The organism is Streptomyces sp. NPDC088817 (assembly GCF_044750345.1).
In the GTDB taxonomy this organism is placed as follows: domain Bacteria; phylum Actinomycetota; class Actinomycetes; order Streptomycetales; family Streptomycetaceae; genus Streptomyces.
The window spans coordinates 92,059-115,002 of record NZ_JBIVJN010000002.1; the positions used below are offsets into that span (position 1 = coordinate 92,059).

Genomic DNA, 22,944 nt, shown 5'->3' on the forward strand with positions numbered 1-22,944 from the left:
GTGCGTACGGTGCGGAACCGAGAGTGCTCCGAGCGTGTTCCGAGAGTATCGGTCAACTCGGACAACCGGCCTGGGATGTACCGAACCGTTGTCGTCGCCCGTCCCCGCCCACCGCGGTCAGCGGGCGTGGAAGCGCTCCGGTGCCTTCGTCGGGTTGCCGCCCGAGGGGAGCTTCTGGCTGGGGCAGGTGGACAGGACCTTCTTCATCGCGGCCTTCTCGGCCCCGGTGACCCACAGTTGGTACTTCTTCTTCACCGCGACCTGCGCGGCGACGTACGTGCACCGGTAGCCCTTGGCGGACGGCAGCCACGTCGCCGCGTCGCCGTCGCCCTTGGAGCGGTTGGCGCTCGCGTCCACGGCTATCAGGTTGAGCGGGTCGTTGGCCAGCGCTATGCGCTTGCTCGCGTCCCAGTACGCGGCGCCCTTCTGCCAGGCGTCCGAGAGGGCGACGACATGGTCTATGTCGACGAGGCTGCGCCCACGCCGGTAGACGATCTCCTTGCCGGAGTACGGGTCCCGCTCCAGCACGCCGTACGCCACCTTGCACTTCCCGTCGGTGAACCGCACCTGCTTCAGGTCCCGCTTGAGGATGTCGTCGCGGGTGGGGCAGCCGTTGGAGTCGGTGTCCGCCCAGGCGGTGCCGAACTTCTCCCGGACGTAACCGGTCTTCGGCGAACGCCCCTTGACGGTCAGTGACTCGGCGGCGGCGAGCGCCTCACCGCCGGTCCTCGCCGGCTCGGGTCCGCTCGCACCGCCGTCCAACTGCTCCGTGCACCCGGTCGCCAGCAGTGCCACCACGGCAGCCGCAACCGCCCCACCCCTCAGACGCGTCACGCTGCGCCCCTCCCCTAACCTGCCTGGTTCCGCCCCTGGTTCGGGCGTCCTTCACCTGCTGCCCACCGTAGCGGGGCAGTATGCGCAGGCCACACGGGGGTACAGGGGTCACCGGGCGCGAACGCGGGGGCCGCGTACCGACCGCGTCCCCGGGAACGCGCGGGCTACGACCCCAGGATGGACGCCAGGAACTCCCCTACCCAGCCGAGCAGTTCACGGCCGACCAGCGGCTTGCCGCCGATCTTCGCGGTCTTGGGCCGGGGCACGAGGACCTGGTGCACGGCCGGCTTGATCACCGAGCCCGGGTAGAGGCGCTTGACCCGCAGCTCCTGCGATTCGCGCAGCTCCACCGGCGCGAAGCGGATGTTGTTGCCCTGGAGGACGATCTCGCCGACACCGCAGGCGCGGGCGAGCAGGCGCAGCCCCGCCACCAGCAGCAGGTTCTCCACCGGCTCGGGCAACTTGCCGTAGCGGTCGGTGAGTTCCTCGCGGACGGCCTTGATGTCCTCCTCGGAGTCGGCGGAGGCGATGGACCGGTAGGCCTGGAGGCGCAGCCGCTCGCCGGGCGCGTAGTCGTGCGGGACGTGCGCGTCCACCGGCAGCTCGATCTTGACCTCGAGCGGCGGCTCCTCCTGGATCTCCCCCGTCTCCAGCTGCCGCCGGTAGTCCGCGACCGCCTCGCCGACCATGCGGACGTAGAGGTCGAAGCCGACGCCCGCGATGTGCCCGGACTGCTCGCCGCCCAGCAGGTTGCCGGCGCCGCGGATCTCCAGGTCCTTCATCGCCACGTACATGCCCGCGCCCATCTCGGTGTGCTGCGCGATGGTCGCCAGGCGCTCGTGGGCCGTCTCCGTCAGCGGCTTCTCCGGCGGGTACAGGAAGTAGGCGTAGCCGCGTTCGCGGCCGCGGCCCACCCGGCCGCGCAGCTGGTGGAGCTGGGACAGGCCGAAGTTGTCGCCGCGCTCCACGATCAGGGTGTTGGCGTTGGAGATGTCGATGCCGGACTCGACGATCGTCGTGGAGACCAGCACGTCGAACTTCTTCTCCCAGAAGTCGACGACGACCTGTTCGAGGGCCGCCTCCGACATCTGGCCGTGGGCGGTGGCGATGCGCGCCTCGGGGACGATCTCCCGCAGCCGGGCCGCGGCGCGGTCGATGGACTCCACCCGGTTGTGGATGTAGAAGACCTGGCCCTCGCGCAGCAGTTCGCGGCGGATCGCCGCGCCGATCTGCTTCTCCTCGTACGGCCCGACGAACGTCAGCACCGGGTGCCGCTCCTCCGGCGGGGTGGTGATCGTCGACATCTCGCGGATGCCGGTCACCGCCATCTCCAGCGTGCGCGGGATCGGGGTCGCCGACATGGTCAGGACGTCGACGTTCGCGCGGAGCTTCTTCAGCTGCTCCTTGTGCTCGACGCCGAAGCGCTGCTCCTCGTCGACGATGACCAGGCCGAGGTCCTTGAACTTCGTCTGCGAGGAGAACAGGCGGTGGGTGCCGATGACGACGTCCACCGCGCCGTCGCCGAGTCCCTCCACGACCGCCTTGGCCTCGGTGTCGGTCTGGAAGCGGGAGAGCGCTCTGACGTTCACCGGGAACTGCGCGTACCGCTCGGAGAACGTGCCGAAGTGCTGCTGCACCAGCAGCGTCGTCGGGACCAGGACGGCGACCTGCTTGCCGTCCTGGACGGCCTTGAAGGCGGCGCGGACCGCGATCTCCGTCTTGCCGTAGCCGACGTCGCCGCAGATCAGGCGGTCCATCGGGACCGACTTCTCCATGTCCTCCTTGACCTCGGCGATCGTGGTGAGCTGGTCCGGGGTCTCCGCGTACGGGAAGGCGTCCTCCAGCTCGCGCTGCCACGGCGTGTCCGTGCCGAAGGCGTGCCCGGGCGCGGCCATCCGCGCGCTGTAGAGCCTGATCAGGTCGGCGGCGATCTCCTTGACCGCCTTCTTCGCCCGCGCCTTGGTCTTCGTCCAGTCGGCGCCGCCGAGCCGGTGCAGGGTGGGCGCCTCGCCGCCGACGTACTTGGTGATCTGTTCGAGCTGGTCGGTGGGGATGTACAGGCGGTCGCCGGGCTGGCCGCGCTTGGCCGGGGCGTACTCCACCACCAGGTACTCACGGGTCGCGCCCTGCACCGTGCGCTGCACCATCTCGATGTAGCGGCCCACGCCGTGCTGCTCGTGGACGATGTAGTCGCCCGTCTCCAGGGTCAGCGGGTCGATGGTCTTGCGCCGCCGCACCGGCATCCGCGCACCGTCGCGGCCGGCCGTCTTCTGGCCGGTCAGGTCGGTCTCGGTGAGCACGGCCAGCTTCAGCGCGGTGTCGACGAAGCCGTGGTCGATGCCGCCGCAGGCCACGTGCACGACCGACGGGGACAGCCCGCCGAGGTCCACGTCGAGGCGGGCCGCGATGCCCTCCCCGCCCAGCACCTCGACGGTGCGCGAGGCCGGGCCGTGGCCCTCGGTGACGTAGACGGCGCGCCAGCCGTCGGCGAGCCAGCCCTTGGTGTCGGCGAGCGCCTTGGCGATGTCCCCGCGGTATGTCTCGGGCGCGTGCATGCCCAGCTTGAGCGCGTCCCCGTCGCCCTCGTACGCCGTCTCGTCCGCGGCGAACGGCGACACCGACCACCACATCATGTCCAGTTCGCGCGCCCGGTCCCGGACGTCCGCGATCGACCACAGGGAGGCCGCGCCGAGGTCGATGGGCGACTCTCCCCCGCCGGCGGAGGCCGCCCAGGACGCCTGGAGGAACTCCTGGGAGGTCGCCACCAGGTCCGAAGCGCGCGTGCGCACCCGCTCGGGGTCGCACACCACGGTCATGGCGCCCTTGGGCAGCACGTCGAGCAGCAGCTCCATGTCGTCGACCAGGACCGGCGCCAGGGACTCCATGCCCTCCACGGCGATGCCCTCGGCGATCCTGCCCAGCAGCTCGCCCAGTTCCGGATGCCGCTCGGCGAGGGCACGCGCACGCGTGCGTACGTCCTCGGTGAGCAGCAGCTCACGGCAGGGCGGGGCCCACAGTCCGTGCTCGGCGACCTCCAGGGAGCGCTGGTCGGCGACCTTGAAGTACCGGATCTCCTCGACCTCGTCGCCCCAGAACTCGATGCGCAGGGGGTGTTCCTCGGTGGGCGGGAAGACGTCGAGGATGCCGCCGCGCACGGCGAACTCGCCGCGCTTCTCCACCAGCTCCACGCGGGAGTACGCGGCGGCGGCGAGGGCGTCCACCACCTTGCCCAGGTCGGCGGTCCGCCCCGCCCGCAGGGCCACAGGCACCAGGTCGCCCAGCCCCTTGACCTGGGGCTGGAGCACCGAGCGCACGGGGGCGACGACGACGGAGACCGGTCCGGTCTCCGGATCGTCGGGGCTCGGGTGGGCCAGGCGGCGCAGCACGGCCAGGCGCCGGCCGACGGTGTCGCTGCGCGGGCTGAGCCGCTCGTGCGGCAGGGTCTCCCAGGACGGGTACTCCACGACGCCCTCGGCGGGCAGCAGCGAGCGCAGGGCCGCGACCAGGTCCTCGGCCTCGCGGCCGGTCGCCGTCACCGCGAGCACGGGACGGGCGGACTCACGGGCCAGCGCGGCGACGGCGAAGGGCCGGGCGGCGGGGGGACCGACGAGGTCCACGTGCATGCGGTTGCCGTCCGCCGCCGCGGTGATCGCTTCCGCGAGGGCGGGGTCCTTGACGACGGCGTCGAGCAGACCGTGCAGGCTCATGGGGGGCTTTCCGTCCGAATCCGTCCGAGGGTGGGCAACGCGAAGGACCCGACTCGTGCGACGGGCCGGGGGTTCCTTCAGCGTACGCCGCCGGGCAGTCGGCCCGCGGAGGCTGTGGACAACCCCGCTCGCGCCCCCGCCGCCCCTTCCGGCACAGGCCCGGTGCCGGGAAGTCCCCCTGACTTCCCGGCACCGGGCTCCTCCGTGACCCCCGTCCGCGGAGGCGGCGCATCTCGCTCGCTAGTCGGTCGCGATCGCGTTCAGGACGTTCATCCGGCCGGCCCGGAAGGCCGGGACCAGGGAGGCGAACAGGCCCACGAGGGCCGAGCCGACGAAGACCACGATGATCGTGACCCAGGGGATCTCCAGGACCTTCAGGCCCTCCAGGGCGAGGAGCTTCTGGGCGGTCGCGCCCCAGCCCATGCCGAGCCCCAGGCCGAGCAGCGCGCCGAACAGGGCGATCACCACGGACTCCAGGCGGATCATGCGGCGCAGCTGGCGGCGGGAGAGGCCGATCGCCCGCATCAGGCCGATCTCCCTCGTCCGCTCGACCACCGACAGCGCCAGGGTGTTCACCACACCGAGGACGGCGACGATGATCGCCAGGGCCAGCAGTGCGTAGACCATGTCGAGCAGCTGGCCGATCTGGTTCTCCAGCTCCTTCTTGTAGTCGGTCTGGTCGCGCACGGTGTACTGCGGGTAGTCATGCAGGGCGGACTTGAGCGCCTGATACGCGGCGGTCTCCTGCCCGTCCTTGGCTGTGGCGAAGAGCAGCAGGTCGAGCGGCATCCGGTCGGCAGGCAGGTACTTTCCGACCGTGGCGATCGAGACGTACATCGCGCCGTTGTCGATCAAGCCGTCGTCGCTGGTGATCGCGCGGACCGTGAGCGCGGCCGTCCTGCCGCCCTTGAACCCGACCTCGACCGTGGCCCCCTGCTTGATGCCGTGCTTCTTGGCGAAGCCTTCGGGGACGGACATCGAGTCGGCCCGGTAGGCGTCGGCGAGCGTGCCGGAGACCGTCTTGGTGCGCAGGTCCTGGGCGTACGTCGGGTCGGCCGCGTTGATCATCTCGTTCTTGGAGGTACGGCCGTCCGGCGTGGTCAGGGAGACGTCCACGAGCTTGTACTCGGTGACCCGCTCAAGACCCGGGACGTCCTTCACGGCCTTCACCGCCTGCGGGGTGATGACCTCGCCGTTGTCGCTCTGGAGGATGAAGTCCGTGCCGACGGTCTTGTCGAGCTGGTCGGTGGCGGAGGCGACCATCGAGGAGCCGACCACCGACAGGCATGCCACCAGGGCCAGGCCGATCATCAGCGCGGCGCCGGTGGCGCCGGTGCGGCGCGGGTTGCGCAGGGCGTTGCGCTCGGCCATCCGCCCGACCGGGCCGAAGATCCGCAGCAGGACCACGCTGAGGACGCGGACCAGACCGCCCACGAGCAGCGGGCCGACGACGACGAGACCGATCAGGGTGAGCACTACGCCCAGACCCAGCCACGCCGAGCCCTGGGTGGCCTTCGTGGCCTCGGCGGCGGCGTACAGGCTCGCGGCGCCTGCGCCGGTGAGGACCAGGCCGATGACGGCGCGGATCGTGCCGGCCCTGCCGTCGGCCGGGGTGCCCGCGTCGCGCAGGGCGGCCATCGGGGAGATCTTGCCGGCCCGCCGGGCGGGCAGGTAGGCGGCGAGGACGGTGACGACCACGCCGAGGACCAGGCCGATGACGGGGGTGGTCCAGGCGACCGTGAGGTCGTCGGTGGACAGGTTCATGCCCGCCTGGCCCATGATCTTCATCAGGGCGACCGCGATGCCGACGCCCGCCCCGACGCCGAGCACGGAGCCGACCACGCCCAGCAGGAGCGCCTCGATCAGCACGGACCGGTTGACCTGGCGGCGGGAGGAGCCGATGGCGCGCATCAGGCCGATCTCACGGGTGCGCTGGGCGACCAGCATCGAGAAGGTGTTGATGATCAGGAAGATGCCGACGAGGAAGGCGATTCCGGCGAAGCCGAGCATCCCGTACTTCATCACGTTCAGGAAGCTCTCGATGTCCTTCTGGTTGGCGTCGGCGACCTCCTTGGCCGTCTGCACCTTGTAGCCGGCGCCGAGCGCGGCGGACACGTTCTTCTTCAGCTGCTCGTCGGTGACGCCCTGGGCGGCGGTGACGTTGACGTTCGTGTACACGCCGGTCCGGCCGACCAGGGTCCGCTGGGCGGTCGGGGTGTCCAGGTAGAAGATCGCCGCGCCGGGGTTGGTGACGGTGAAGGCGGCGATGCCGGACACGTGCGCGCGGTGGGTGCCGACCGCGGTGATCAGACCGATCTCGTCGCCGAGCTTCAGGTGGTGCTTGTCGGCGGTGTCGGCGTCGACCATCACCTGGTCCGGGCCCTTGGGCGCCGCACCGGAGGTGATCTTCATGGTGCGGGAGTCGTTGTCGTTCCAGTTGCCGACGATGGTGGGCGCGCCGCTGCTGGGCGACAGCTTGTCCTTGTCGGCGTCGACGACGGTCACGGAGGTGGAGAACACCGTTCCCTCGGCCGCCCGCACGCCCTGGGCCCGGCGCACCTCGCCGAGCACGGAGGCCGGCAGGACCGGCGGCTTGCCGGTGCGGGAGGTGGTCTCACCCGAGTCGGACGCGGCCTTGGTACTGACCGTCACGTCCGAGGACGTCGCCTGGAACAGCTTGTCGAACGTCGTGTTCATGGTGTCGGTGAAAACCAGAGTGCCGCAGACGAAGGCCACCGACAGCAGCACCGCCACGGCCGACAGCGCCATGCGCCCCTTGTGCGCGAAGAAGTTGCGCAGGGAGGTCTTCAGGACGGTCATGACGTACGCCCCCGGGCGTCGAAGTCGGGGGTCTGGGGGTGTCCCCCAGAAAAACACAGCATGCGGTCGAGGACCTGATCGGCCGTCGGCTGGTGCATCTCGTCGACGATCCGGCCGTCGGCCAGGTACAGCACGCGGTCGGCGTGGGAGGCGGCCACCGGGTCGTGCGTGACCATCACGATCGTCTGGCCCAGGTCGTCCACGGAGCGGCGCAGGAAGCCCAGCACCTCGGCGCCCGCGCGGGAGTCCAGATTGCCGGTCGGCTCGTCACCGAAGATGATCTCGGGCCGGGCGGCCAGGGCCCGGGCCACGGCGACGCGCTGCTGCTGGCCGCCGGAGAGCTGGTTGGGCCGGTGCTTGAGCCGTCCCGCGAGGCCGACGGTCTCCACCACCTGCTCCAGCCACTTGGCGTCCGGCCTGCGGCCGGCGATGTCCATGGGCAGGGTGATGTTCTCCAGCGCGTTCAGCGTGGGCAGCAGGTTGAACGCCTGGAAGATGAAACCGATCCGGTCCCGGCGCAGCCGCGTGAGCTTCTTGTCCTTCAGGCCGGTGATCTCGGTGTCGTCCAGGAAGATCTGTCCGCTCGTCACGGTGTCGAGACCGGCGAGGCAGTGCATCAGCGTGGACTTGCCGGAGCCCGAAGGCCCCATGATCGCGGTGAACCGGCCGCGGTCGATGTCCACGTCGACGTGGTCGAGCGCGACGACCCGGGTCTCCCCGGCCCCGTACGCCTTCACGACCTGCCGCGCCCGCGCGGCGACGGCCGTAGTCCCTCCAGTACCCCCGTGCCTGGGAATGGTCACAGCCGTTGTCACGTCAAGTCTCCTATGTCTGTCCCGTGATGAAGCGTCCGGTGCTGCGTCACGTGCGAAGTGGGTGTGTACGTCGTGTGCCTCGGTACGCCGATGAGTCTGCTCGACGGGGGGTGTCCGGCGCGCTGGTGCTCAGCGCAGTCTTCTCCGGGGGAAAACCCCACCCCCGCCGCTGTGGCGTACCGCCCCCGCGACGTAGGACCAGGTTAAGGAGCGGCACCGTCCCCGCTCGTCCTCCGCCGGTACGAGCCCTCCCCCACCCCGGGTACGGAGCTTCCCCTAGGGGGTCCCCGTCCGCGGGAGGAGCCGTTCTCAGGGTCGCCTCCGCCGCAGGGCCCCCGGCCCGCGCCCTCCCGCACAGGAGGGTCGAGTGGGAAGCTGCCCTGCGGCAGATGGATGCAGGGGGAAAGGATCCGGAGTGGGCGGCACCGAACCCGCGACACGGCAGGTCGCCCGGCCCGGCACGGCCGACCGGCGGGGCGCGGTCGTCGCCGCGCTGATGCTGGCCATGGCGCTGGCCGCGCTCGACTCGACGATCGTGTCGACGGCCGTGCCGCAGATCGTCGGGGACCTCGGCGGCTTCTCCGTCTTCTCCTGGCTGTTCTCCGGCTATCTGCTGGCGGTGACGGTGAGCCTGCCCGTCTACGGCAAGCTGTCCGACACCTTCGGCCGCAAACCGGTGCTCGTCGCGGGCGCGGTCGTCTTCCTCCTCGGCTCCCTGCTGTGCGCCGGCGCCTGGAACATGGGCGCGCTGATCGCCTTCCGCGTCGTGCAGGGCCTGGGCGGCGGGGCGTTGCAGGGCACGGTCCAGACGCTCGCCGCCGACCTGTACCCGCTGGAACAGCGCCCGAGGATCCAGGCGAGGCTCTCCACGGTGTGGGCGGTGTCGGCGATCGCCGGACCCGCGCTGGGCGGCGCCCTGGCCGCCTACGCCGACTGGCGCTGGATCTTCCTGGTCAACCTGCCGATCGGTGCCGCCGCCCTGTGGCTGATCGTCCGCCATCTCCGCGAGCCCGAGCGGGAGCGGCGGTCCCGCCCGCGCGTCGACTGGGCGGGCGCGCTGGCGGTGTTCGCGTGCGCGGGCGCCCTGCTCACCGCGGTGGTGCAGGGCGGGGTGGCCTGGCCGTGGCTGTCGGCGCCGTCGCTCGCCCTGTTCGGTACGGGACTCGCGCTGGCCGCCGCCGTGGTGGTGATCGAGCGGCGGGCGGCCGAGCCGATCCTGCCGGGCTGGGTGTGGCGCCGCCGTACGATCGCCGCGGTGAATCTCGCCCTGGGCGCCCTCGGGCTGCTGATGGTCGCCCCCACGGTCTTCCTGCCGACGTACGCCCAGGCGGTGCTCGGGCTGGCACCGGTGGCGGCCGGATTCGTCCTGTCGGTCTGGACGCTGAGCTGGCCGCTGTCGGCGGCGCTCAGCCAGCACGTCTACCGGCGGATCGGCTTCCGCAACACCGCGATGCTCGGCATCGGCGTGGCGGCCCTGACCCTGTTCGCCTTCCCGTTCCTGCCCTGTCCCGGTGCGGCCTGGCAGCCGACCGCTCTGATGCTGGTGCTGGGGGCGGCCCTCGGCCTGTTCCAGCTCCCCCTGCTCGTGGGCGTGCAGTCGACGGTGGGGTGGTCGGAGCGGGGCACCGCCACCGCCTCCGTCCTCTTCTGCCGCCAGACCGGCCAGACGCTCGGCGCCTCCGTCTTCGGCGCGGTCGCCAACGGGGTGCTGGCCACACGCCTCGGCGGCGCGAGCGACCTGGACTCGGTGACGAGGGCGCTGAGTTCGGGCACGGCCCCCGAGGCGACCCGGCGGGCCATCGCGGACGCGGTCCACGCCGTGTACGTGGGGGCGGGGTGCGCGGCGGCGCTGGCGTTCACGGTGCTGCTGGTGCTGGCGCCGCGCCGCTTCCCCGTACTGAAGGAGTAGGGCTGCCGGCCGCGGGGCACTACTCGGCCCAGGCCCCTTCCTTCAGGGCCGTGATGCTGTCCTGCACGGTGTCCATCTGGGACCGTACGGCGTCCCACACCTCGCCGTGCTCGCGCAGCACCTGCTCGGTCTCGTGGGCGATCCGGTCGGCCCGCAGCCGGGCCTCGGCCAGCATCTCCGCCGCCCGCGCACGCGCCTCCTCCGGGTCGCGCCGCGCCGCCTCCCGGGCGTCGACGAGGGCCTGCTCGGCCTCGGACAGCGCCGTCTCGGCGGCCGCCACCCGTTCGGCGTGCCGCACCTCCAGCTCCGCCTGACGCTCCGTCACCTCGTGCTCCGCGTCCACCAGCGCGTCCGCCTGCTCGCGAGTCTGCTCGGTGAGCATCCCGGACGCGCGCTGCCGCGCCTCCCGCAGCGCCGCCAGTGCCTCGCCGCGCGACTCCTTCACCTCGCGCCGCACCGAGATCCGGACGTCCTCGGCCTCCGCCTGGGCCGCGAGGAGCCGCAGCCGGGCCCGCTCGTCGGCCTCGGCGTGCACGGCGTCGGCGTACGCCCGCGCGTCCTGGAGCACCCCGTCGGCGTACGTCCGCGCCGCCGCCAGGAGTTCGTCCCCCGCCTGCCGCGCCCGCTCCCGGATGGTCCGCGCCTCCTCCAGCCCCAGTTCGTACAGCCGGCGGGCGCTCTCGCCCAGCGACTCGTAGGACTGCTCGCCGAGCCCGGCGAGCCTCTGCCGCAGGGACGCGAGGTCCTCCTCCATGGTCCTGGCCAGGACGGTCAGCCGCGCGGCCCGTTCCCAGGCGGCGTCCCGGTCGTCGGAGAGGGCGTCCGCGAAGGCGTTCGCCTGATCGGGGCGGTAGCCGCGTCCCCGTACGGCCACGAAGCCGTGGAGCGACATCGGTACGCTGCCCATCCTGGACCCCTCTTCGCCGACGGTGATTTCGCGCATATCTTCGGGGATTGGGCGGAAATGTTCATAACGCGACACTCCGGGCGCAACCGGCGGTCGGCCGCGAACGCAAAAGGGCCGGGCCCGGTCGCACGACCAGGCCCGGCCCTTGCCGAACGCTCACACGCTCACACGCTCACAGCAGTCCGTCCCACATCTGCTCCAGCAGCACCGACCACCAGCTCTCGGGCGAACCGAGCGCGGCCGGGTCGAGCGCGGCCAACTGCGCCTGGAAGTCGACGGTCCAGCGGCCCGCCTGCTCCTGGTTCAGGCCGAACCGCAGCCGCCACATCCGGCCGAGCAGCGCCAGGCAGCGCGCGAACTCCGGCAGGCCGGTGTTCACGAACTGCGGCGCCACGGGCGCACCGCCGGGCCCCCCTTCCACGGGCACCGCGACGATGTTCGCCGTGCCGTACTGCACACAGACCGCCTTGCCGAAATCGCTGCCCATGACGAGGTAGGAACCCGCGTCCGAGGCGGGCTGCACCCCGCGCTCGGCCGCCAGTTCCGCCAGCGTCGGCACCGGGCGGCCCGGCTGGGCCTGCGCCCAGAAGAACGGGCCCATGTCCATGGGCAGACCGGCCACCACCAGGGTGTGCGCCACGACCGGCGGTACGCCCTGGCGGGAGACCGCCGCCTGCTCGAACCGGAAGAGCCCCGGCCCGAACGCCGCCGCGAGCTCCTGCGCGATCCCCTCCGGGGGGATCGGCGGCACCGGCTGCACCGGCGGCAGCGGCGCGCGCACCGGTCCCGGACGGGCCGGGCCGTCCGCCACCTGGTGCAACTCGCCCTGGTGGGCGAGCAGTTGCTGCATGCCCTGCTGGCGGCTCGCGTGGTCGGTGCCGTACGGGGCGATGGACGCGATGCGGGCCTGCGGCCACTGCTCACGGATCATCCGCGCGCAGTACGCGCCCGGCAACTGGCAGGACTCCAGCTCCGTGTGCAGTTCGAGGACCCGGTCCGGCGGCACGTTCATGGCCCGCAGCTCGTGGAAGATCTGCCACTCCGGGTGCGGCGTGCCGGGCGCGGAGCGCCGGATCAGCTGCTGCTCGGAACCGTCGTGCGCGCGGTAGCGCAACACGGCCTGATAGCCGGGCCCCACGGTCGGCTGCCCCTGCTGGGGGTAACCGTAGGCCCCCGGCCGCTGCCCGGGCATGGGCGGCTGACCGGGCATCGCCTGACCAGGCATGGGCGGCTGCCCCGGAGGGGGCGGCGGTCCGGGCACGGCCTGCCCGGGCGCGGGCGGCTGCCCCGCAACGGCCTGACCGGGCATGGGCGGCTGACCCGGAACGGCCTGACCCGGCGCAGGCGGCATGCCCGGCGGCGGTACCGCGCCCGGCGGCGTCGGCGGCGGGGTGCCCGGAGGCACCCCCGGCACGCCAGGGGCGCCCGGGGGCGGCGGAGGCGTGTGGGGGCCGCCCGAGGGCGGCGCGGCCAGCATCGTGGCGGCGTGGTGCACGGCGCCCGGCGCGCCGGGGGCGGCCGGCATGCCCGGGGCACCCGGCGGCATGCCGGGGGCACCCGGAGCTGCGGGGGCACCGTGCGGCGGCGCGCCGGCGGCACCCGGCGGCACACCCGGGGCGCCCGGAGCCGCAGAGGCACCGTGCGGCGGCGTCGACTGCGGCGCGCCGGGCGGGGCCGGCGGGTGCGGGGCGCCCCCGCCGCTCTGGCCGGGGTCGGCGAGCATCGTGGCGGCGTGGTGGACGCCGCCCGGGGGCCTACCGCCGGGCGTGCCCGGACCGGTGAGCCCCTCGGGCCCGTCGGGGCCGAGCGACGACACGAGCTGGGTCGGTACGTATCCGCCGGAGGCGCCCGGCGGGGGCGGGGCACCGGGCCGCGCACCCGGCGTGCCCGGAGCACCCGGCGGCGGAGGCGCGGACGCACCACCCCCACGGCGGGGCGGAGGCGCCGCCTTGCTGGTCGCGGCGTCGGCGATGTCACCGGCGTCGGGCGCGAGCGGCGGCCGCCCGTGAGGGCCACCGCCGGGCGCCTGCGCACCCGGAGGAGTGCCCGGTCCACCGGGCCCCCGCGGATACCCGTAACCCGCACCACCCACGGCTCCGGGCACGGACGACGGAGGCGGCGGCGTACCCGGAGCCAGCGGGGCACCGGGCCCACCCGGCCCCTGCGGATACCCGTACTCCGCACCACCCACGGCCGGGGACGCCGACGAGGGAGGCGGCGGCGTACTCGTACCCGGAGCCCCCGGGGCACCCGGCCCCTGCGGATACCCGTACTCCGCACCACCCGGCACACCCGGAACCGGCGGAGGCGGCGTAGCCGGAGCACCCGGCCCACCCGGGCCGCCCGGATACCCGTAGCCCGCTCCACCCGCCGCCCCGGACGGCGGCGGTGTGCCGCCGGCCGGTGAACCTCCCGGCGGCACCGGCCCGTCGGGGACGCCGACCGCCGGCCCGACGGTCGTGCGCGGGAGGGCGCTGCCGCCCGCCATCAGCGCCGTCTTGGCGTCCGGCGGGGAGGCGGGCGGCGGAGTGTCGTCGTCGGAGCCGCTCAGCGGCGGCGCGAACACGGTCGCCGGCAGCGGCACGGAACGGTCGTCCCCGGTGTCGGCGTTGGTGTCCGTACCCGCCCACGGGGTCGCCCCCGCCGGCGTACCCGGCGCACCCGCGCCCAGCGGCACCCCCGCCTGCGTCGGAGGAAGCGGCCCACTCCCGGCCGCCTCCGCGGACGCGGCGGCGGAGGCCGCCGCGCCCGACTCACCGCGCCGGTCCGGAATGCCCATCCGGTCCGCCGCCTCCTGAAGCCACTCCGGCGGGGTCAGCAGGAAGGACGTCTGGTTCAGGTCCACCCGCGCCGGAGGCGGGGCCGCGGCGGCGGCCGGCTCGACCCGGCCGTACTCCTCCTCGTACCGACGCACCACCTCGCCCACCGGCAGCGCGGGCCACAGCGTGGCCTCCCCGCTGTCCCGGGCGATCACCAGCCGCTGCGCGCCCCCGTCCAGGCGCGGGCCGCCCTCGCGGTCCTCCGCCCACACCACGAAGCCCAGCTCGAACTCCCGTACCCGCACCTCGCGGTGCTGGTACGCGGGCACGTCACCGTTGATCCACTCTTCCGCGCGCTCCTGCGCCTGCGCGAACGTCACCATCGCTCGAATCACTCCCCCACCGACGGGACGGCCGCAGCACGAACGAACCCGCCGTCGACCATCAGGTTCGCCACCGTCTCCAGCTCCGGCGGCGAACCCGCCAGCCGGGAAAGGAACGCGTCGAAGTCCTCACCGCACGGCAGCAGCAGCCGCTGCACCCGGTCGGCCTGCGGCCAGGACGGATCCACGTCCCGCGCGTCGTCGTACGCGCAGAACCACACCGAACCGGACCGCTCGCCCTTCACCTTCACCGCGAGCAGTCCGCCCTGGACGAAGCCGACGGCCAGGTAGTCCTTGGTCAGATGGTCGCGCAGGCACTTGTTGACGTACACCAGGTCGTTGACCGCAGCCTCCTCACGGACCGTGAAGAACGGCTGGTCGACCAGCAGCCCCAACTCCGCGTCCAGGGCCGTCCCGACCGGCGCGCAGCCGCCCGCAGCCTTCAGGAACGAGCGGTAGGCGCCCGGCAGCCGGTACCCGAGGTCCTCCTCGACCCCCTGCACCTGCTGCTCCGACACCGCCGCACCCGTCTTCGGCAGCCGGAAGTGCGCCGGCCGCGTCTCCTGCAACGGGCGGGTGCCCCGCTTGTTCTGGTCGACGTTCGCGGTCGCGATCCCGCCGTGGTGGCGCAGCAGCGCCTTCACCTCCACCGGGACCAGTTCCAGGCGCCGGCAGCCGGCCACGTGGTGCCACGTCCAGCCGTGCGGGGTCGCCACGTTCGGCACCGTGTCCCACAGCTCGTGCCGCGCCGCGGCCATCGCCGCGTTCGCCGACACGTAGTCCGTCAGCCGCAGTTCGTCGACCCCGAACCCCTGCGGCGGCTCCGCGATCTCCACCGCGGCCCGCGCGTACGGCGAGAAGTCGGGGAAGCCGCGGTCGTCCACCCGCACCCCTCTCGGGTGACGCGCGGCCCGGACCGGATCCGGAAAGTGCACGATTTGCCCGGCATAGGCCGCGTTCGGCGGCGCGGCCTGTCCCCCAGCCTGGCGGCCGGGTGGTACCCCCAGCCCGAGCCGACCTGTCGTCATGGCTGCTGCCCCCTGAGGCACTCTGTACGGCCCGCGGCGGCCGGCTCGCTGCTCCGCCCCGCCGAGGCCCGTATCCCTACTTCTCTCCGACGCGTGCACCGCGCGCACCGCGGCGTGCCGACAGCCTATGCGGTACGACGTCACCGGTCACCGGGCCGCCACCCGCCGAACCGGCCCCGCCGTGACGAGCCGTCACCCTCCAGTGACGCACTGCCCCGGACGGGGTGTGTCACACCGCCCCAGCTTCCGCAGCAGGCACGCCATTTGGCACTCTGTGAGTTTCCGGGGGGATGCACGGGAGGGAAAGACGATCATGAACGCGACGCAGACGGGACCGCACACGAGCGCTTCCGGAGACCCAAGAGTCGGCTGGAGCAGCGACGACACACCGCACGCGCCGGCACTCCGCCACCGACGCGACGGCATCCTGCCGACCGTCGCCGCGGCGCTCTCCGTGCGCGGCGCCACCCTCACCGGCACCGCCGCCCGGGGCGAGGAGCCGCCGGCCCTGCACCACCTCGTCCAGGACTTCCTGGACGCCCTCACCAGCGCCCAGCGCGACCGTTTCACCGGCCGCTGCGCCGAGACCATCCTGATCTCCCGGCACATCACCGCCGCCGACGCGGCGCGCAGCAAACGTGCCGCCCGCAAACCCATGAGCAACGGCGAGGCCCGCAAGAGCCTGAAACACGCCAAGCTCACCACCCGCCGCATCCGCGAGGACGGCGACCCCCTGCACGGCAGCTTCGCCGGCCCCTGCCGGGCCTGCACCGCGCTCAGCGCCCACTTCGGCGTCCGCGTCGTCGACCCCACCGCGGGCAAGGGCTGACCCACCGGCCCGGAAACCCCCCGGCCGCGGCCCCCGCGAACCCCCCACCCGCACCCCGCCACGGCGCCACCCGCCACGGCACGACCCACGAACGAAGGGCAGATGCACACCGACCGAGCCCCCTTCCCCCGACAATCCGAGAACGGGGGAGGAGCCGCACGCTTCCCCGGGCCCGTCGAGACCGCGCTGCGCGCCGCCGGCTGGCGGCCGGGACGCTGGGACATAAAACAGGCCGAGATGTGGGCCGACACCCTGCGCGAACACCTCTCGCCCGCCGGCCACCACCACTCCGTGTTCCCCGCCGCCGTCGAGGCCTGGGCGGAGTTCGGCGGCCTGCGCGTCTCGCCCACCGGCCCCGGCCGCCGGATCGCCCCCGCCGTCCTCGATCTGGATCCGCTGCACGGCCTCCACCTGGCCCGCACCCTCGGCGACCTCGGCCGCGCCCTGGACACCGAGGTCAGCCCGCTGGGCACCGAGACCGACAGCCGGTCCCTGCTCGCCATCGACGCCGAAGGCCGTGTCTACGCCCTCGACCACACCGGCGACTGGTACCTGGGCCCCGACATCGACCTGGCCCTGTCTGCCCTCGTCTCCGGCACGGAACCCGTACGGCTCACCACGGGCTGAGCACACGTACGTACAGACGCGCGTGCGCACACGCGCGCGTGCGTACCGCTCGTCGCGCGCCGGCCAAAGGGGCCGCTACGACGCCGGGATCACCGCCGACACCCGGAAGCCCCCCGCGTCCGTCGGCCCCGACACGAACACTCCGCCCAGCGCGACGACCCGCTCCCGCATCCCGAGCAGTCCGTTCCCGCCCGACGGCAGCCCCGCCGCCGACGCCGAGGCGGGTTCGGGCGGCGGCTCGTTCTCCACCTGCATCGCGATCTCCGCCGTCCGGTGTGCCAGCCGCACGTATGTCTGCGCCCCCGCCGCGTGCTTGTGGACGTTGGTCAGCGCCTCCTGCACCACGCGGTACGCCGTCTGCTCGACCTCCGCCGCGTACGAGCGGACCGTGCCGTGCACCGAGAGGTCCACGGGCATCCCGGCGGCCGCCGACTGCCCGACCAGTTCGTCCAGCTCCGACAGGCACGGCCCCTCGGGCACGCCGTCGGCGGCGCGGGAGGCCGCGGCCGCCGCGGCGGCCGCCACCGCGGCGAGCGGCACCTCGTCCGCCGCACGGGACCTTCCCTGCTCCGGCACGTGCGCCCGGGGCTGGGTCTGGGCGGGCTCCGTGCTGCGCAGCACCCCGAGCATCTCGCGCAGCTCGGTCAGCGCCTGCCGCCCCATGTCCCCCACCAGGGCAGCGTTCTTCACCGCCTTCTCCGGGTCCTTGCGGGCCACGGCCTGCAACGCGGCGGCATGGACCACCATCAGACTCACCCGGTGCGCGACCACGTCGTGCATCTCCCGTGCGATCCGGGTCCGCTCCTCGTTGCGGGCCCACTCGGCCCGTTCCTCCGCCCGCTCCGCGAGCAGCTGCAACTCCCGCTCCAGGCTGTCCGCCCGCTCCCGCAGGCTCTCCATCAGCCGCCGCCGGGCCCCGACGTACAGGCCGAGGAGCAGCGGAGGCGCCGTCAGCCCGAGCGAGGTGGTCACCGCGGCGAAGGGCACGAACCAGTCGCCGAGAGTCAGGTCCCCGCGCGCCATGTCCTGGTGCACCCGCACGAACGTCACGATCATCGTCCCGACCAGGGACATCCCGGCCAGCGCGGCGATCACTCTGCGGGGCAGCTCGCACGAGGCCAGGGTGTACAGCCCGACGATGCCCATCAAAAAGCCCATCTGGGCCGGTGTGATGGCGATCGCCACCAGCACCACGGCGATCGGCCACCGCCGGCGGATGAGCAGCACGGCCCCCGCCAGTACCCCGAACACGATCCCCAGGGACACGGGGATCCCCGCGTCCCGGGCGAACGGCACGCCCTCGGCCCCGCACTCCAGGGCGGACACCAGCGCGAGTCCCCCGTCGAGTGCCGCGCTGCGCCGTCGCGCCCACCACCACGGCCCGGTCAGGACCGCCTCGTGGTCTTCCCCCGTCGTGGTCATGGCTCCAGCCTACGGGCGGTGGCCGGGGCGCCGAGGGCGGGCGGAACGGAATCGTGGCCCTGAGCCGGGCACGTCTCCGGTAAGGTCTGAAGCGCTGTCCCCCGTGGTGTAACTGGCAGCACACTGGTTTTTGGTACCAGCAGGACAAGGTTCGAATCCTTGCGGGGGAGCTCCGGCGCAGAAGGTCTCATTCCGGGTCCCGCCCCCACGGGCCGGGGCCCACTCTCATATCCCCCCACAACCGCCCCGGTATCCTGCGGATGTCCACCCCCACCCATCCACAGCCGAAGGGCATCCCGTGAGCGCCATTCGCCCGGCAGCCGTCGTCGTTCTCGCAGCGGGTGAGGGCACCCGTATGAAGTCGGCCACACCGAAGGTCCTGCATGAGCTCTGCGGCCGGTCACTGGTGGGTCATGTGCTCGCCGCCGCACGTGAGTTGAAGCCGGAGAACCTGGTCGTCGTGGTCGGGCACGCGCGGGAGCGGGTGACCGCGCACCTGGCCGAGGTCGACTCCGAGGTGCGCACCGCCGTGCAGGAGAAGCAGAAGGGCACCGGGCACGCGGTCCGGACGGGCCTCGAAGAGCTCGGCGGGCCCGTCGAGGGGACCGTGATCGTCGTCTGCGGCGACACTCCCCTCCTCACCGGTGAGACCCTCCAGCGGCTGGCCACCGCGCACCAGGAGGACGGCAACGCCGTCACCGTGCTCAGCGCCGAGGTCCCGGACGCGACCGGTTACGGCCGGATCGTGCGCGACGCCGGTACCGGCGCGGTGACCGCGATCGTCGAGCACAAGGACGCCACCGAGGACCAGCGGGCGATCCGGGAGATCAACTCCGGGGTGTTCGCGTTCGACGGGCGGCTGCTCGCCGAGGCGCTGGGCCAGGTCCGGACGGACAACAGCCAGCACGAGGAGTACCTCACCGACGTCCTCGGGATCCTGCGCGAGGCCGGGCACCGGGTCGGCGCCTGCGTGGCCGGCGACCACCGGGAGATCGCCGGGATCAACAACCGGGTGCAGCTCGCCGAGGCGCGGCGGACCCTCAACGACCGCCTTCTGACGCACGCGATGCTCGCCGGTGTCACGGTCGTCGACCCGGCGACCACCTGGATCGACGTGACGGTGACCTTCGAGCAGGACGTCGTCGTGCACCCGGGCACGCAACTGCACGGGACGACCCGGCTCGGCGAGGGCTGCGAGGTGGGCCCCAACAGCCGTCTGACGAACACCCGGGTCGGCGCGGGCGCGCGGGTGGACAACACGGTGTCCGACGGCGCCGTGGTGGGCCCGCAGGCCTCCGTGGGGCCGTACGCGTACCTGCGGCCGGGTACGCGGCTCGGGGTGAAGTCGAAGGTGGGTACGTACGTCGAGACGAAGAACGCCTCGATCGGCGAGGGCACCAAGGTTCCCCACCTGTCGTACGTCGGTGACGCCACCATCGGCGAGTACACGAACATCGGCGCGGCGAGCGTGTTCGTGAACTACGACGGGGAGAGCAAGCACCACACGACGGTCGGCTCGCACTGCAAGACCGGTTCGGACAACATGTTTGTGGCTCCCGTCACGATCGGGGACGGCGCCTACACCGCTGCCGGGTCCGTGATCACCAAGAGCGTGCCGCCCGGTTCGCTGGCCGTGGCCCGTGGCCAGCAGCGGAATATCGAGGGCTGGGTGGCTCGCAAGCGTCCCGGAAGCGCGGCGGCGAAGGCGGCCGAGGCGGTATCCGGACAGCCGGAGCGCGAAGCCTGACCGGAAAGCGGCACGCCAAAGACGGCGTACCGTGATAAGTGCACACGTCCCCACCCCGCTGCGAAAACCCGCTGAGGAGACACTGCTGTGACCGGGATCAAGACGACCGGCGAGAAGAAGATGATGTTCTTCTCCGGCCGCGCCCACCCCGAGCTTGCCGAGGAAATCGCCCACGAGCTGGGTGTCGGGGTCGTCCCGACCAAAGCGTTCGACTTCGCGAACGGCGAGATCTACGTGCGTTATCAGGAGTCGGCCCGCGGCGCGGACTGCTTCCTGATCCAGAGCCACACCGCTCCGATCAACAAGTGGATCATGGAGCAGCTGATCATGATCGACGCGCTGAAGCGCGCGTCGGCCCGTTCCATCACGGTCATCGTGCCGTTCTACGGTTACGCGCGGCAGGACAAGAAGCACCGGGGGCGTGAACCGATCTCGGCGCGCCTGATCGCGGACCTGATGAAGACCGCGGGCGCCGACCGCATCCTGACCGTGGATCTGCACACGGACCAGATCCAGGGCTTCTTCGACGGGCCGGTGGACCACCTGTTCGCGCTGCCGCTGCTGGCGGACTACGTGGGCAACAAGGTGGACCGCTCGAAGCTGACGGTGGTGTCCCCGGACGCCGGCCGGGTGCGGGTGGCGGACCGCTGGTGCGACCGGCTGGGCGCCCCGCTGGCGATCGTGCACAAGCGGCGCGACAAGGACGTGGCGAACAAGGTCACCGTGCACGAGGTCGTCGGTGACGTGAAGGGCCGTGTCTGCGTCCTGGTGGACGACATGATCGACACCGGTGGCACCATCTGCGCCGCCGCGGACGCCCTGTTCGCGCACGGCGCGGAGGACGTGATCGTGACGGCGACGCACGGCGTGCTGTCGGGTCCCGCGGCGGACCGGCTGAAGAACTCCAAGGTGAGCGAGTTCGTGTTCACCAACACGCTGCCGACGCCGAACGAGCTGGAACTGGACAAGATCACGGTGCTGTCCATCGCGCCGACGATCGCGCGCGCGGTGCGCGAGGTGTTCGAGGACGGTTCGGTGACGAGCCTGTTCGACGAGCAGTGACGACCACGCCTGTGGAACGCCTGTAGATCGTTTTGGGTCCGGCCTCCCCCTCCGAGTAGACTGCTGCAGTTGCTCGGCGAGGGAGGCCGTACTCGTTCTCGAGGTACGGCGATCCGTTATCGACGCGCTCTTCGTAGCAGGCCGTTCGTGGCCGGGTGACCCCGACCGTTTTCCGTGTACCTCTACGAGGAGTGAAGAGCATGTCCGAGGTGAAGCTCGCCGCCGAGACGCGCACCGAGTTCGGCAAGGGTGCCGCCCGCCGTGTCCGCCGTGAGAACAAGGTTCCCGGTGTGCTGTACGAGCACGGCATGGTGCCGATCCACCTGACGCTGCCGGGTCACGACCTGCTGATGGCGCTGCGTACCCCGAACGTCCTGATCTCGCTGGACATCGACGGCAAGACCAACGAGCTGGCGATTCCGAAGGCCGTGCAGCGCGACCCGCTGAAGGGCCACCTGGTGCACGTGGACCTGCTGATGGTCAAGCGCGGCGAGCGCGTCGTCGTCGAGATCCCCGTCGTCGCCGAGGGCGAGCTGGCCCCGGGCGGCAACCTGCTGGAGCACGTCCTGTCGGCGCTGCCGGTCGAGGCCGAGGCCACGACCATCGCGGACCAGCTCACGGTCTCCGTACAGGGTCTGGCGGCCGGTGCCGCGATCCACGCCAAGGACATCGCCCTGCCGAGCGGTGTGAAGCTGGCCGTGGACGAGGACACGGTGGTGCTGCAGGTCCTGGCCGCGCAGGCCGAGGAGGCCCCGGCGGGCGAGGAAGGCGAAGAGGCCGCGCAGGCCTGAGCCCGACCGTCGTCGTTCCGCCGGCCGCCGCTTCCCTCGGGAGGCGGCGGCCGGCGCGTATGACGCCTATTGAGGAGACATGGACGTGACGACCTCCGCGAACGCTCCCTGGCTGATCGTCGGCCTCGGCAATCCCGGACCGGAGTACGCCATGAACCGGCACAACGTCGGGTTCATGGTGGTGGATCTGCTGGCCGACCGGATCGGGGGCCGGTTCAAGCGGGCGGGCAAGGCGCAGGCCCAGGTGGTGGAGGGACGGATCGGTCCCCCCGGGCCGGAGAGCCGCCGCGTGGTCCTGGTGAAGCCGATGTCGTTCATGAACCTGTCCGGCGGACCGGTGAACGCGCTGCGCGACTTCTACAAGGTGCCGCTCGCGAACATCGTGGCCGTCCACGACGAACTGGACATCGACTACGGCGTGCTGCGGCTGAAGCTGGGCGGCGGCGACAACGGCCACAACGGGCTGAAGTCGATGACGAAGGCCATGGGTCCCGACTACCACCGGGTGCGGTTCGGGATCGGACGCCCGCCGGGCCGGATGCAGGTGGCGGACTTCGTGCTCAAGGACTTCTCCTCCGCCGAGCGCAAGGAGCTGGACTACTTGGTGGACCGGACGGCGGACTCAGTGGAATGTCTGCTGGCGGAGGGTCTGGAGCGGGCGCAAAGCGCATACAACTCCTGACTTGTCCCCCACCGGTGCCCCTCGGAGTTGACCGCTCGTAGCGACATGGCCAATGATCCCGGCCATGCCTGCCGCCTCCGCCCGTCGTTCCCGCCAGGCCTCCCACACCGCGCTCCGGTTCGGCCGGGTCGCCGCCATGGGCACGGTCACGGCGCTGATCCTCATCGCGGGCGTGTGGGCGTCCTGGCACACCGCGCCGTACGTGATGCTCACCAAGGGACGCGAGCACGGCACGATCGAGGTGACGCGGTGCGAGGGCGACACGTGCACCGGGCCCTACACGCCGGTCTCCACGGGGTCGACGGCCCGCGACCGGGCGGTGATCGACCACACCGTGGCGGTGCGCAAGGGGCAGACCTACAGCGTCGTCGTGAAGCCGGGGACCGACGAGGTGATCCGCTCGGGCCCCGCCGGGATCCTGTACGCGTGGGCCCCGCTGGGCGGCGCGCTGCTGCTGGCCTCGGTGGTCGTGGCGGGCGGGCTGCGGCAGACCCGGGCGGCGTGGGTGCTGGCGGGCTCCGGGATCGCGCTGCTGACGGCGGTCTTCGTGGCGCTGTGAGCCGTAGGACATGAAAGTGCCCCCGGTCCCGTACGGATCTCCGTACGGGACCGGGGGCATTCA

16 protein-coding genes and 1 tRNA gene are annotated in these 22,944 nt (G+C 72.5%); 9 read left to right on the forward strand and 8 right to left on the reverse strand.

From position 1 onward, the window contains the following. Window positions 1–117: 117 nt before the first annotated feature. The 4 genes from ACIP4X_RS04045 to ACIP4X_RS04060 all read right to left on the reverse strand — a co-directional run bounded on the left by ACIP4X_RS04045 (window position 118) and on the right by ACIP4X_RS04060 (window position 8,176). Window positions 118–834, reverse strand: a complete 717-nt coding sequence (locus ACIP4X_RS04045) for a DUF1524 domain-containing protein (protein WP_391453936.1) — start codon at window positions 832–834, stop codon at window positions 118–120. Between the two features lie 164 nt (window positions 835–998). Then, window positions 999–4,541, reverse strand: coding sequence for a transcription-repair coupling factor (gene mfd, locus ACIP4X_RS04050; RefSeq protein WP_391453938.1), 3,543 nt, complete (start codon window positions 4,539–4,541; stop codon window positions 999–1,001). A 240-nt stretch (window positions 4,542–4,781) separates the two neighbouring features. Beyond that, the gene (locus ACIP4X_RS04055) at window positions 4,782–7,361 is read right to left on the reverse strand and encodes an FtsX-like permease family protein (RefSeq protein ID WP_391453941.1); all 2,580 of its coding nucleotides are present in this window, start codon (window positions 7,359–7,361) and stop codon (window positions 4,782–4,784) included. Then, the gene (locus ACIP4X_RS04060) at window positions 7,358–8,176 is read right to left on the reverse strand and encodes an ATP-binding cassette domain-containing protein (protein WP_391453943.1); all 819 of its coding nucleotides are present in this window, start codon (window positions 8,174–8,176) and stop codon (window positions 7,358–7,360) included. Before ACIP4X_RS04060 ends, ACIP4X_RS04055 begins: the two co-directional genes overlap by 4 nt. 415 nt (window positions 8,177–8,591) lie before the next feature. Here ACIP4X_RS04060 and ACIP4X_RS04065 point away from each other — a divergent pair, with 415 nt between their 5' ends. Continuing rightward, window positions 8,592–10,085 carry an MFS transporter gene (locus ACIP4X_RS04065; RefSeq protein ID WP_358734915.1) on the forward strand — a complete coding sequence of 498 codons (1,494 nt, stop codon included), beginning with the start codon at window positions 8,592–8,594 and terminating at the stop codon, window positions 10,083–10,085. A 19-nt stretch (window positions 10,086–10,104) separates the two neighbouring features. Here the strand turns inward: ACIP4X_RS04065 and ACIP4X_RS04070 are convergent, their stop codons facing one another. The 3 genes from ACIP4X_RS04070 to ACIP4X_RS04080 form a co-directional block, all read right to left on the reverse strand. Continuing rightward, window positions 10,105–10,992, reverse strand: a complete 888-nt coding sequence (locus ACIP4X_RS04070; protein ID WP_391453946.1) for a cellulose-binding protein — start codon at window positions 10,990–10,992, stop codon at window positions 10,105–10,107. 172 nt (window positions 10,993–11,164) lie between these two features. Next, entirely contained in the window at window positions 11,165–14,134 is a 2,970-nt protein-coding gene (locus tag ACIP4X_RS04075) for an SUKH-4 family immunity protein (protein WP_401346512.1), read from the reverse strand. An 8-nt stretch (window positions 14,135–14,142) separates the two neighbouring features. Further along, window positions 14,143–15,162: an SMI1/KNR4 family protein gene (locus tag ACIP4X_RS04080; RefSeq protein ID WP_358734921.1), complete on the reverse strand. Its 1,020-nt coding sequence runs from the start codon at window positions 15,160–15,162 to the stop codon at window positions 14,143–14,145. A 313-nt stretch (window positions 15,163–15,475) separates the two neighbouring features. Between ACIP4X_RS04080 and ACIP4X_RS04085 the strand changes: the two genes are divergently transcribed. Further along, entirely contained in the window at window positions 15,476–15,991 is a 516-nt protein-coding gene (locus ACIP4X_RS04085; RefSeq protein WP_358734923.1) for a YwqJ-related putative deaminase, read from the forward strand. A 102-nt stretch (window positions 15,992–16,093) separates the two neighbouring features. Further along, window positions 16,094–16,618, forward strand: a complete 525-nt coding sequence (locus ACIP4X_RS04090; RefSeq protein ID WP_358734925.1) for an SUKH-3 domain-containing protein — start codon at window positions 16,094–16,096, stop codon at window positions 16,616–16,618. 75 nt (window positions 16,619–16,693) lie between these two features. Here the strand turns inward: ACIP4X_RS04090 and ACIP4X_RS04095 are convergent, their stop codons facing one another. Continuing rightward, on the reverse strand, window positions 16,694–18,040 hold the full coding sequence (locus ACIP4X_RS04095; protein WP_391453951.1) for a histidine kinase: 1,347 nt from the start codon (window positions 18,038–18,040) through the stop codon (window positions 16,694–16,696). A 97-nt stretch (window positions 18,041–18,137) separates the two neighbouring features. Between ACIP4X_RS04095 and ACIP4X_RS04100 the strand changes: the two genes are divergently transcribed. The 6 genes from ACIP4X_RS04100 (at window position 18,138) to ACIP4X_RS04125 (ending at window position 22,881) form a co-directional block, all read left to right on the forward strand. Then, window positions 18,138–18,210 (forward strand) — tRNA-Gln (locus tag ACIP4X_RS04100). A 128-nt stretch (window positions 18,211–18,338) separates the two neighbouring features. After that, window positions 18,339–19,787, forward strand: coding sequence for a bifunctional UDP-N-acetylglucosamine diphosphorylase/glucosamine-1-phosphate N-acetyltransferase GlmU (gene glmU / locus ACIP4X_RS04105; RefSeq protein WP_358734928.1), 1,449 nt, complete (start codon window positions 18,339–18,341; stop codon window positions 19,785–19,787). A gap of 87 nt (window positions 19,788–19,874) precedes the next feature. Then, a complete protein-coding gene (locus ACIP4X_RS04110; protein WP_358734929.1) occupies window positions 19,875–20,849 on the forward strand; it encodes a ribose-phosphate diphosphokinase in 975 nt (324 codons plus the stop codon). Between the two features lie 200 nt (window positions 20,850–21,049). Beyond that, complete coding sequence (locus tag ACIP4X_RS04115; protein WP_358734931.1) at window positions 21,050–21,640, forward strand: 50S ribosomal protein L25/general stress protein Ctc; 591 nt, start codon at window positions 21,050–21,052, stop codon at window positions 21,638–21,640. 79 nt (window positions 21,641–21,719) lie between these two features. Next, window positions 21,720–22,322: an aminoacyl-tRNA hydrolase gene (pth, locus tag ACIP4X_RS04120; RefSeq protein ID WP_358734933.1), complete on the forward strand. Its 603-nt coding sequence runs from the start codon at window positions 21,720–21,722 to the stop codon at window positions 22,320–22,322. A 52-nt stretch (window positions 22,323–22,374) separates the two neighbouring features. Next, a complete protein-coding gene (locus ACIP4X_RS04125) occupies window positions 22,375–22,881 on the forward strand; it encodes a hypothetical protein (RefSeq protein WP_358734934.1) in 507 nt (168 codons plus the stop codon). The last annotated feature ends 63 nt before the right edge of the window (window positions 22,882–22,944 follow it).